Source organism: Shimia sp. R10_1, assembly GCF_017744095.1.
In the GTDB taxonomy this organism is placed as follows: domain Bacteria; phylum Pseudomonadota; class Alphaproteobacteria; order Rhodobacterales; family Rhodobacteraceae; genus Shimia.
This window is the reverse complement of record NZ_JAGHQX010000004.1, coordinates 348979-360308: the sequence shown is the minus strand read 5'-3', so window position 1 is coordinate 360308 and position 11330 is coordinate 348979. Positions and strand designations below refer to the sequence as shown.

Sequence of the window (11330 nt, the reverse complement as noted above, 5' to 3'; positions counted from 1 at the left end):
AGCGCAGAAAAACTTCCTAGCGCAACCCGCTGACAATCCTCAATATTTTCAGAACTTCCCAATCCAGAGCGCCGCTCCGTCCCAGTCCGTCCCGCCGTTGTGCGCCTCAGCGCCGCCGGTGAAGGGGGTTCTAAGGTTATCACCCAAAAGCCGCAAGCGCTTTTTCCAACTTTTTCCAAAAAATCACAAAAAACTTACAAAACCAAACAATAACAACACCTTACATAAAACAACCCAACCAACACATCGCCCAAATCCAGCCCAAAACACCCAAAAACCAACTTATCCACAAAACAACACACAGACTCACCAAGGACTCACACCAAAAACAGAACAATCTCCCAAAACACCCCAAGCAACAGCGGAAACAAACATCGGTATCGCGTCGGTATTACGTACGTATTGCGGAGGTGGAACAAAATACCCGCGAGGACCAGCGAACGGGAGATGCAGCAGAGCGCAACGGGGGGAAGAAAAAGGGCTGCCCCGCTCTGTTGTAAGCGAAGGCAGCCCTTGGCGCCAAATTGGCAGCGGCTGGGGGAGTAGGTCAGCCGCTGGTCCAGTTTATGGCTGCTGACGGGTTGCAGTGATCACCACGTCGCGGATGTTCACATTCTGCGGCTGGGTGTACATGAAGAGCGCAGTGCGGGCGATGTCATCCGCATGCAGCACACCACCCATGCTCTCTTTCCAAGACTCGTAGCCGTCAATGATCTCCTGATCGGTGGTGTGCCCCAGAAGTTCGGTGTCAACAGCCCCCGGACACAGGCTCATCACGCGGACATTTGCATCGGCCACTTCTTCGCGCACGTTTTCACTGATCGCGGAGACAGCAAACTTGGTGCCAACATAGGCTGCGTGGTTCGGAAAGGCTTTCTTGCCAGCCACTGACGAGACATTCAGGATCGTGCCTGCGTTGCGGGCCTTCATATCGCCCAGCACAGCCTGCATGCCGTTCAGAAGTGCCACAACGTTCAGATCATACATGCGCTGCCATTCAATCGGGTCCTGAGTGTCAATCTGCCCGAGCAGCATGAGCCCGGCGTTGTTCACCAGACAGTCCACCGGACCATAAGCGGCCTCAGCCTCTGCAATCGCCGCGCGAAAGGCTGCGGCATCGGTCACATCCACTTTGCGGCAGAGCGCATTGGGCAGGCCCAGCGCTTCGATCTTTTCCACGCGACGCGCAACAAGAAGCAACGGGTGCCCAGCCTCAGAAAAACGCTGCGCCATGGCGGCACCAATCCCAGAGCTCGCCCCGGTGATCACAACAAGACCTTTGGTTTGTTCAGACATATCCGTCTCCATTTGTAAGGCGACCTACCGCCGTTTCTGTGACCAAAACCTAGTGCGCGCACCTCCGATTGAGAATGATGCTTTGCCTCGAAGACTTGCGCATTCCTATCGATTGCGCAGGCGCGATGCTAATTTATTGTGGCAAACATGATCTTTTGCGACAACAGCGCTCACAAAGAAGTAAGGAAATGACGGATGCAGCATCTGGAAGCGGTGAAAACACGATATGGCTTTGCGCAAGGTGCAGGATACGTGGACACGGTGCTGCCACAGGTGCAGTTTTTCTGGTCCACCGAGACCGTGCCGCGGGCACCCCTGATCTACAACGCAGGCATTGTCCTGATCCTGCAAGGCCACAAGATCGGCTATCTGGGCGAGCATGTGTTTGAGTACAATCCCGACCACTATCTGGTGGTGAGCTTGCCGACACCTTTTGACTGCGCGACATTTGCGACGGAGACAGACCCAATGTTGGGGCTGTTCATCAACATCGACGCGGCCGATCTGCGCGCGCTTGCCCCGCTGGTCGCAGCGGAGACGGGCCGCGATAAGGTTGCGTCTCTTGGGCTGTCCCCTGCCCCAGCGGATGCAGATCTGAAAGGCGCGGTCGACAGGCTTTTGAAAGCGCTGTGTTCAGAAGCGGAAAGTCAGGCATTGGGACAGGGGATCGTGCGTGAGATTCTGTTTCATGCACTTAAAGGCCCACATGGCGGTGCGCTTCAGGCTTTGGCGCAGTCAGATTCCCATTATGATCGGGTGGCCCGCAGCATCACGCGGATCCGTGAAAGCTATGCCGAAAACCTCAATGTAGATGCATTGGCGGAAACCGCCGGGATGAGTGCGCCGGTGTTTTACCGCGCGTTCAAGAGCATCACGGGCTCTTCCCCATTGCAGTATCTCAAAGCAACGCGCCTGAGCCGTGCGCAGGGGTTGCTGCTGGAAGGCAAGATCGGAGTCGCGGAAGCCGCACGTCGGGTGGGATATGAAAACGCGGCCCATTTCAGCCGCGAATTCAAAAAGCACTTTCAAGTCAGCCCCAAAGAGGCACAGGGGGCGGGCTATCACCCTATTGATCTGTGATCGCCCGCCACCTGACTTAAGTGAGACGCCGAGCGTTTAGAACTCCGCCCAGATGTCTGCTGCCGCGCTGCCATCATCAAAGTTGATCGCAGCTGACTGGCGCGCGGGCGCTGGCGCAGGGGCGGGCGCGTGAGCTGCGGCTTTGGGCGGCTCTGCCGGAGCCGTGCTGGCCGGGGCCTTCTTCTTTGGCGCAGGTTTGGGGGCCTTGGCCACAGGTTCCGGCTTGGTTTCCACCACCGGTGGCTTCGGACGTTTGATCACGGTTTCATCAATGTTGAAACGGTTGACCAATTCCGAAAGTTGGGTGGCGTCCCCTTTCAGCATGTGGCCGGCGGCTGTGGCTTCTTCGACCATGGCGGCATTCTTCTGGGTCACCAGATCAAGCTGCGCGACACCGGCATTGATTTCACCCAGACCGGTGGACTGCTCCACCGCGCCTTCTGCGATGCCGGACACCATTTGGGAAATATTGCCGACGCGTTCGATGATGTTGTTAAACGACTCGCCCCCTTTGCCGACGAGCTCCACGCCCTGGCCAACAAGTTTGGAGGACTCATCAATCAGGCCCTTGATCTCCATCGCCGCCTCAGAAGAGCTGTGTGCGAGGTTGCGCACCTCAGAGGCCACAACCGCAAAGCCGCGTCCGGCATCCCCTGCACGTGCCGCTTCCACACCGGCGTTCAGGGCGAGCAGGTTGGTCTGGAAGGCAATGTCATCAATCACCGAGATGATCTGAGAAATCTTGCTGGAGCTCTGCTCGATCTCGGTCATTGCTTTGACCGCGCTTTGCACCACTTCGCCGCTTTGCTCTGCCTCAGCTTTTGCTTCGTCCATCGCGGTTTCAACATTGCGGGCGCTTTCGGCAGCAGATTTGACCGAGGTGGTCAGATCATCAAGCGCTGCGGCGGTTTCTTCCAGTGTCGCGGCCTGACTTTCGGTGCGTTTGGACAGATCGTCAGACGCCTGGCTGATTTCACCAGCACCATTGCGAATGGAGCCTGCGGCCTCGACCACTTCGGTCATGGTCTGACTGAGGTTGGCAATGGAGGCGTTAAAGTCACGGCGCAGCGCCTCATAGTGTTCAGGAAATGGCGTGCTGATATTGGCAGCAAGATCCCCTTTGGACAGGCTGGACAGGTGACTTGAGAGGGTCTGCACCACTTCGCTTTGAGCTGCATCGCGCTGTTTCTGCTGCTCTTCCAACTCGTTCTGACGCACCAGCGCATCCCGGAACACATTCACGGTGCGGGCCATATCGCCCAGCTCGTTCTTGGTTTCGGTGAAGGGAATGTCGCTGTCTGTATCGCCTTCTGCCAGTGTTTCCATGCGGGAGCTCAGAGTGCCCATCGGCCGTGTCACACTGCGGGTCAGGAAAATGGAGGCGGCTGTGAGAACCAGAAGCGCGACACCGAGCACGCCCAGCGCTTTGTTGCGAATCGCCGCCATTTGCGCATCGATGTCGGCCACATAAGCGCCTGTGCCGATGGTCCAGCCCCATGGCTCATAGTAGCGCACAAAGCCGATTTTGGCTTCCATGACATCAGAGTCTGGCTTGGTGAAGTGATAGACCAGCGTGCCTGCGCCTTCTGAATGGGCCACGTTGCGCAGCTCCTGATAGACATACATGCCGTTCACATCCTGAAAGTCCTTGCGGTTTGTGCCGACAAACTCAGGCGCGACCGGATGGGCCTGGATGACAAAATCATCGCTGAAAGCATAGACATAGCCACTGCCGCCAAAGGCCATATGCGAGAGGCGTTCTTTGGCCATTTCCTGTGCGTTTTCGAGCGTGAAGAGGCCCATCTCAACCCCCTCTTCAAGATCGACAAGCAGGCTAATCGCGATCTCTGTAACCGCATGGAGCTTGTCATCACGCATATGCTCTGTGGTCTGCTTTACCTGATTTTGCAGAACCAGTGTCAACACCACCGACAGACTCAGCGCCAGCATGGCAAGCGCAATGATGCGGGTTGACAGTTTGTAAACGAAAGACGGCATGTGTCTCTGACCCTTTCACAGGTGGATATAATACTTTCGGATGAGACATACCTGCGGCCCGGTTAATGCCGCCTTACTCCGCAAGAGCGAAGCGTGAAAACTTGTAACTGAATTTGACCTTTGATGGCTGTGGTGCGCGTGTGCGGATTGGGCTTAAACGGCGCGCTGGAGTGCGCCCTTTTTCGGGCGGCGCATCTGGCGTTTGGGCAGGCGGCGCAGGGCGATCAGGCCGACGATCACGATCAGGTAAACATAGGGCTCATACTGAAAGCTCTTGATCTGCATGATGTAGTGGATGCCGCCGAGCAGCACAGCGAGGTAAGTCGCTTTGTGAAGCTTGCGCCATTTGGGGCCAAGCTTGCGCACGGAGCGGTTGTTGGAGGTCACGGCCAGTGGCAGCAGGATCAGCAGCGAGGCCATGCCGACAATGATGTAGGGGCGTTTGACGATATCAGCCCAGACCTGACTGAGGATCTGAACATCGAGCACCATCCAGACAAGAAAGTGCAGCAGGATGTAGAAAAAGCTGATCACGCCCAGCGCGCGGCGCCAGCTGAGAAGGTTCAGAGGGGTGAAACGGCGCAGCGGGGAGATCAGCAGAACCGCCACCAAGATCTGAAGCCCCGCCTTGCCCAGCGCGTGCTCCATCGCCTTGACCGGATCCACGCCCAAGCCACCGGTGACCCCCGCATAAAGCAGCCAGACCGGATAGGCCGCCCCGACAAGATAGAGCAGCCAGCTTGGTGTTTTGCGAATGGCGGTGTTCAGCCTGTCAGTCATTCTCACCTTCCCCACAGGTTTCGCCCCGTTGGATCGGCGGACAGGGTGCGGTGCCATAAGAGCAGAACACGCAGCAATCGCCGGGCAGCGGTTTGATCAGCGCTTCACAGGACGGGCATTCCAGAAAGAAAAGGCAGCTGTCCTCTGGCATTTGATGTGCCGCCTCGTGACCGCAATGCGGGCAGGTCACTTGGGATATGAGGATCAGCCCCTTCATTCGGCTTAGTAGTTCTTCCGCAGGTCCATGCCTTCATAGAGGCCGGCCACTTCTTTTTCGTAGCCGTTGAACATCAGCGTCGGGATGCGCTTGGCAAAGAAGCCGCCGCCGATCGGACGTTCCGAGGCCTGAGACCAGCGCGGGTGATCCACCTTTGGGTTTACGTTGGAGTAAAAGCCGTACTCGCTTGGGATCGATTTGTTCCAGCTGGTGGGCGGCTCTTTGTCTGTGAGCGTGATGCGGACAATGGATTTGATCGACTTGAAGCCGTATTTCCAAGGCACCACCAGACGGATCGGCGCGCCGTTCTGATTTGGCATGGGCTTGCCGTAAATGCCGGTGGCCATCAGTGTGAGCGGGTGGTTGGCCTCGTCCAGACGCAGGCCCTCAACATAGGGCCATTCCAGAAACGGCTGGCGCTGGCCGGGCATTTCTTCGGGACGGTAGAGCGTTTCAAAGGCCACGTATTTAGCGCCTGACTGCACACCGGCGAGATCCAGCAGATCTTTCAGCTCAAACCCGTTCCAAGGCACCACCATCGACCACGCCTCAACACAGCGGAACCGATAGATGCGCTCCTCTATCGTCATCTTGGACAGGATGTCGCTCAGAGCGTAGTCACCCGGATTGTCCACCATGCCGTCAATCTTGATTGACCATGGTTTGGTGGTCAGCGATCCGGCATAGCGGGCTGGGTCTTCCTTGCGGGTGCCGAACTCATAGAAGTTGTTGTACTGGGTGATGACGTCAAAGGGGGTTGGATCCAGCGTCTCGGCGGCGGCCTGTGCCTTGGGCGCGATGGTTGCAAGGCCAAGACCGGCCATCCCCGCCACGATTTGGCGGCGATTCATATAGGCGGACTTTGGGGTCACATCGTCATGTGTGAGGTCGTTGGTCCAGCGGTGGGCCATGTAGCGTCTCCTTTGTCTTGTACCAGACATAAACCACTTGCCCCTTACATCGCCATAAAGAGCCGCCACACAGGGGGTCACGATGATGTGGGCAGGCTGTAACGTTTCGGCGATCAGATGCGAAACGCTTGCCGCCGCTTTCGCACCTGCAAGAACGACACCCTAGACCGCGTCGGGGCGCGGAAAGACTTCGTTCATTGGCACGGAGCGGCCGTTTTCCTGTACCAATCTCACATGGCGGCGGCGCAATTTTCTAGGCTCTGACACGCCTACGGAATGCGACAGCACCTCCACCTCTTTCACGATGGATTTGGCGTAATTGGCCACACGGGGCGCCTTGCGATCGACGACCAGACCTTTCTGAAAGCGGGGATCGTGGGTGGTGATTCCGGTCGGACAGGTGTTTTTGTTGCACTTGAGCGCCTGAATGCATCCCAGTGCAAACATGAAACCGCGCGCGGAGGTTATGAAATCAGCCCCAGCCGCCAGCGCCCAAGCGACATCGCCGGGGTTCACGAGCTTGCCTGACGCGATCAGGCGTACACGATCCTGCAGGCCGAATTCTTCGCGCAGATTGGCGACCAGCGGCAACGCTTCGCGCACCGGCATCCCTACCAGATCCATGAGCGGCATGGGGGCTGCGCCTGTGCCACCTTCGCCGCCATCAATGGTGATGAAATCCGGAGCACAGTCAGGACCACGCCGGGTGATGGTTTCAAAAAATTCGCGCATCGTGCTCTCGGCACCAACCACGGTTTTGATTCCCACAGGTTTGCCGGTGATCTCGCGCACATGGGTGATCATGTCGATGAGGTGATCAAAGCTGTCGATTTCGCGGTGGCGGTTGGGGGAGATGCCATCCTGCCCCACTTTGAGGCCGCGAATGGCGGCGATTTCCTCGGTCACCTTCTCGCCGGGCAGAATGCCGCCTTTGCCGGGTTTGGCCCCCTGCGCCATTTTGATTTCAAACATGCGGATGGCCTCATGGCTGGCAACCTCCGCCAGTTTCGCATCATCCAAGCCGCCATGTTCATCACGCACACCAAATTTCGCGGTGCCGATCTGAAACACCAGATCACAGCCACCTTCGTAGTGAAATGGCGACACGCCGCCCTCCCCCGTATTGAGCCAGACCCCCGCCTGCGCCGCACCATGGCTGAGCGCCTGAATGGCGGGTTTGGACAAGGCGCCATAGCTCATGCCCGAAATATTGAAGAAGGAGGGCGCCAGATAAGGCGTGCGGGCGGTTGGCCCGATCAGCAGCGGCTCGGATTTGGCGTATTGGTCATCGAGCGGCGGGAAAGGATCATTCACAAAGATCGGCGTGCCCGGAACGCTGAGGTTGCGGGTGGAGCCAAACGCAATGGTATTGGATTTGCCCTCGCCCGCGCGGCCGACCCATTCCCGTTGTGCACGGTTGAAGGGCAGCTCTTCGCGGTCCATGGCAAAGAAATACTGTCGAAAGAACTCGCCAAGTTCGGAAAAGATATGGCGAAAGCGCCCAATCACCGGATAGTTGCGCCGGATCGCGTCTTCGGTTTGGCTGCGGTCGATGACAAAGAGCACCAGGGCCAGAGCCACCAGCCCCGCAAAGAGCAGCACGAAGACAAGGCCAAGCACTTCGACAATATCAAAGGCGGTTTCCATTGAGGCTGCCATTTCCATCGGTGGCGCTCCTTATGATCTTGATGGTGTTAAAGTGGGCCAGCTTTGCATCGGGGGCAAGTCACGCCTGAGCCACAAGCGCGTGTGTTTTGTGACAAGCGGTGTGTCGTTGCGATGGGCGATCTTTGCCTCTAGGCTGCAGTCACTGACGTTTTTGAACACAGCTCCTTTTTGCAGCTGCCGCAGATTTGCCCCGACGTGGGTGTTTTGATGTTTGCGACCAACCCAGAGGGGCCCGTGTCTGCCGGGCAGCGCGCGGCCTTTTGTTTAACGAGTGGATCAGACCATGCTTTTTATCACCAACCGCTTTCCCACCCAAAGCATCCGCAGTCGAAAGGGGCGGCGCTTCACCTTTGATCTGGACAACAATGCCCCATCCAATTCTGTGTTTTATTGCGAAACAGGCGCGGATGGGCATCATGTTGAAATCACCAGTGGGGAACTTCTGAAACGGGTGCGAGAAAGCGAATGCCGCCAGATCCTGCTCTATGTGCACGGCTTCAACAATCTGCCTGATGTGGTGTTTGAGCGTGCCGCAGCGCTGCAGGCGTTTTGCGACAAAGCCAAGCCCAAAGAGGTGCTGGTGCTGCCGCTGATCTGGCCCTGTGACAATGATCGTGGTGTGGTCAAGGATTACTGGGACGATCAGAAATCCGCGGATCAGAGTGGCTATTCTTTTGCGCGGGTGCTGGAGCGGTTCATGGAATGGCGCAACAGTGCGGACAATGAGCCCGATGTTGCGCCCTGCCTGAAGCGGATCAATTTGCTGGCCCATTCCATGGGCAACCGGGTGCTGCGCCAGACGCTGGTGGCGTGGAACCGCTATGATCTGGCAGATGGCGTGCCGCTGCTGTTGCGCAACACCTTTATGGTGGCCGCAGATGTGGTGAATGAGACAGTGCATGAGGGCAAAGCCGGGGAGCTGATCAGCCATGCCTCGCGCAATGTGGTGGTCTATTATGCCTCAGACGATCTGGCACTGCGGGCCAGTAAGGCCGCGAACCTGCGCAACAAGGTGGCCTCGCGGCGGCTGGGGCATACGGGGCCGGAGAACATCGCGCGCGCGCCGCGCAATCTGTTTCAGGTGGATTGTGACGATGTGAACACCGGCTATGACAGGCCAACGGGGCATATGTATTTCCTCGATGACGGGGGCGGCAAAAAGCCCGGCAAGGTGTTCAACCATATGTTTGAGTGCATCCTGCACGGGCGGGTGTTCCCCGATGACCCGGATCAGCGCTCGATCATTTTGAAGTGAGCCCCAACAGCCCCGGCAGCGCGCGCATATCGTCAAAGACGGCATCGCAGATCGGCGTGAGATGTTCCGCGGCTGTGTCGGCGATGAACCCTAGGGTGTGCATGCCCGCCGCCTTGCCTGCGCGGGCGCCGTTGGGGCTGTCCTCGACCACCACGCAGTTGGCCGGGGCAATGCCCGCATCCGCTGCGGCCTTGAGATAAACGTCAGGTGCGGGTTTGGGGTTGGGCACATCTTCGCGGGAGTAGATGCGGCCTGCGAAGCGTTGGGTGAGGCCACATCTGGCCAGAGTGACGTCCATTTTTGCATGGGGGCCGTTGGAGCAGACCCCATAGGGGATGCCAGCGGCGTCAAGGGCATCAAGCAGTGATGGGACGCCGGGGACTGGGGTTGCCTCTTGCGCGAGGCGTTCAAACATCTCCGCGTAGATCAGATCGACCCAGTTTTCCTCAAGCGTGGCGCCGAAGCTGCGCGCTGTCTTGGCCACACCTGCGATGGTGCCGCCGACAAAGAGGTCGATGACCCGATCAGGGGCCACTTGCAGGCCGCGCGCGGCAAGGTTTTCCACCAGCAGTGCGTTGGTGATGCGCTCGCTGTCCACAAGCACGCCGTCGCAGTCAAAGAGCACAAGATCGGGGGGTAAGGTCATTGTCGCAAATGCTTTCAATCGAATACGGTATTCTCTGCCCACCTGTGCGAGATCAAGTCAACTTCACCTCGCCCTGAACACCCTAAGCTGTGCCTGAAAGCAGTTTGGCGGTTTCCACGGCGTAGCGATCTGTCATGCCTGAGACAAAATCCGTCATGGCGTGCAGCGCGGTGTAGTTGCTGTTGACCCCGCGCAGGTCGAGGCCGACGGCGCGCACCAGCTGCTTTTCATAGGCTGGCAAATCGGCTTCGCGCCAGCCTGCCTCTTTCAAAGCGGTGTAGGCCGGGAGAATGCCATCCAGCACGGAGAAAATCAGATTGCGACCGCGCACCTCGAGTTTGGTTTTGCGGGGCGCAGTAAACAGCTGTTCGCTGGCCAATGTGCGGATCGCGCGGAATTGTGGGCCAAGGGCTGAGTCATCCATCAACTCACCGGAATACTGCCCTGACAGGATGGCCGCATAATTGGCTTTGAAGGCCTCGACACAGGCGCCGATGGCGCTGCCAATTGCCATGGCACGCAGATGGCTGATCTGTTCGTACTCGGTGAAACCGGATTGATCATTCGGCTTATTCTCGATGAGATCGAGCAACAGCCCCTTCACCTTGGCAAAACTGAGATCCCCGGCGGTGAACCCGTCTTCGAGATCGACAATATTGTAGCAAATGTCGTCTGCGGCCTCGACGAGGAAGACCAGCGGATGCCGCCGCCACCAGCTTCTGCCGTCCGGGTCTTTCTCTTCAATCAGGCCCAGCGCGGTGGCGGTGGTGGCAAAGATGTCCCGCTCATCTTCGAAAAAGCCAAACTTCTTGGCCCCCGCATAGATGTGCTTTTTGACCTCGGAGCGCGGAATGCCCTCTGCCGCTTTGGCGTCTTTGATCGCCTTGGAGCTGCTTGCAGACATGGGATATTTTGTGAACGCCCCAATCACGGCGTGGGTGAGATCCATGCCACGCGTGCCGCGATACATTTCGAGACGGGTGAGGATGCGATAGCCTTGGGCGTTGCCCTCAAACTTGATGAATTCTTCCCAGAGTGCCTCATCCACGCCCTTAAACAGGCCCTCGGACTTTTCAAACTGCTGCTTGAACCACGCGCCGATTGTGGCTTCGCCGGAATGGCCAAAAGGCGGGTTGCCGATGTCATGGGCCAGTGCGGCGGCATGAATGACGCCTGCAACCTTATGGGCTTCGCCGGGTTCAATCTCTCGCTGACCTTCCAGCCAGTGCCCCACCTGCATGCCCAGATTACGCCCTACACTGGCCACCTCGGAGGAATGGATCATGCGGTGGCGCAGATGGTCATTGGCATAAAGCGGATGGACTTGTGTTTTATTGGCAAGCCGCCGAAAGGGCGCGGAAAAGGTGATGCGATCTGCGTCTTGCGTGTAGTTCGGGCGGCCCGGATCCTCGGCCTGCCCCGGTTTGCCCGGACGTTCCGTATTCAGCAGCGTCTGCCAAGCCATTGTCTGCGCCATGC

General features: G+C 58.0%; 11 protein-coding genes. 3 read left to right on the top strand and 8 right to left on the bottom strand.

Annotation, left to right across the window (positions count from 1 at the left end; translation table 11 throughout):
• The coding region (locus tag J7413_RS10550; protein WP_209098035.1) for a hypothetical protein at positions 1-577 on the top strand (577 nt) is incomplete at its 5' end.
• Here the strand turns inward: J7413_RS10550 and J7413_RS10545 are convergent.
• Complete coding sequence (locus tag J7413_RS10545; RefSeq protein WP_209098034.1) at positions 565-1296, bottom strand: SDR family oxidoreductase; 732 nt, start codon at positions 1294-1296, stop codon at positions 565-567. The genes J7413_RS10550 and J7413_RS10545 overlap by 13 nt on opposite strands.
• 195 nt (positions 1297-1491) lie before the next feature.
• Between J7413_RS10545 and J7413_RS10540 the strand changes: the two genes are divergently transcribed.
• Positions 1492-2376: an AraC family transcriptional regulator gene (locus tag J7413_RS10540; RefSeq protein WP_209098033.1), complete on the top strand. Its 885-nt coding sequence runs from the start codon at positions 1492-1494 to the stop codon at positions 2374-2376.
• Positions 2377-2412: 36 nt separating this feature from the next.
• Here J7413_RS10540 and J7413_RS10535 read toward each other — a convergent pair whose 3' ends face one another.
• From J7413_RS10535 to J7413_RS10520, 5 genes are all read right to left on the bottom strand, one after another.
• Positions 2413-4374, bottom strand: a complete 1962-nt coding sequence (locus J7413_RS10535) for a methyl-accepting chemotaxis protein (RefSeq protein ID WP_209098032.1) — start codon at positions 4372-4374, stop codon at positions 2413-2415.
• A gap of 153 nt (positions 4375-4527) precedes the next feature.
• Positions 4528-5154 (bottom strand): protein-methionine-sulfoxide reductase heme-binding subunit MsrQ, encoded by a 627-nt coding sequence (gene msrQ, locus J7413_RS10530; RefSeq protein WP_209098031.1) that lies wholly within the window; start codon positions 5152-5154, stop codon positions 4528-4530.
• Entirely contained in the window at positions 5147-5371 is a 225-nt protein-coding gene (locus J7413_RS20525) for a GDCCVxC domain-containing (seleno)protein (protein WP_247743446.1), read from the bottom strand. Before J7413_RS20525 ends, msrQ begins: the two co-directional genes overlap by 8 nt.
• Before the next feature lie 5 nt (positions 5372-5376).
• Positions 5377-6282, bottom strand: a complete 906-nt coding sequence (gene msrP, locus J7413_RS10525; protein ID WP_209098030.1) for a protein-methionine-sulfoxide reductase catalytic subunit MsrP — start codon at positions 6280-6282, stop codon at positions 5377-5379.
• Between the two features lie 162 nt (positions 6283-6444).
• Entirely contained in the window at positions 6445-7929 is a 1485-nt protein-coding gene (locus tag J7413_RS10520) for an FMN-binding glutamate synthase family protein (protein ID WP_209098055.1), read from the bottom strand.
• A 304-nt stretch (positions 7930-8233) separates the two neighbouring features.
• Here J7413_RS10520 and J7413_RS10515 point away from each other — a divergent pair, with 304 nt between their 5' ends.
• Positions 8234-9205 carry an alpha/beta hydrolase gene (locus tag J7413_RS10515; protein ID WP_209098029.1) on the top strand — a complete coding sequence of 324 codons (972 nt, stop codon included), beginning with the start codon at positions 8234-8236 and terminating at the stop codon, positions 9203-9205.
• Here the strand turns inward: J7413_RS10515 and J7413_RS10510 are convergent.
• Entirely contained in the window at positions 9192-9851 is a 660-nt protein-coding gene (locus J7413_RS10510; RefSeq protein ID WP_209098028.1) for an HAD family phosphatase, read from the bottom strand. The two genes, J7413_RS10515 and J7413_RS10510, sit on opposite strands and share 14 nt — an antisense overlap.
• 82 nt (positions 9852-9933) lie before the next feature.
• Positions 9934-11328 carry a dGTP triphosphohydrolase gene (gene dgt / locus J7413_RS10505; RefSeq protein ID WP_247743445.1) on the bottom strand — a complete coding sequence of 465 codons (1395 nt, stop codon included), beginning with the start codon at positions 11326-11328 and terminating at the stop codon, positions 9934-9936.
• Positions 11329-11330 lie beyond the last annotated feature (2 nt).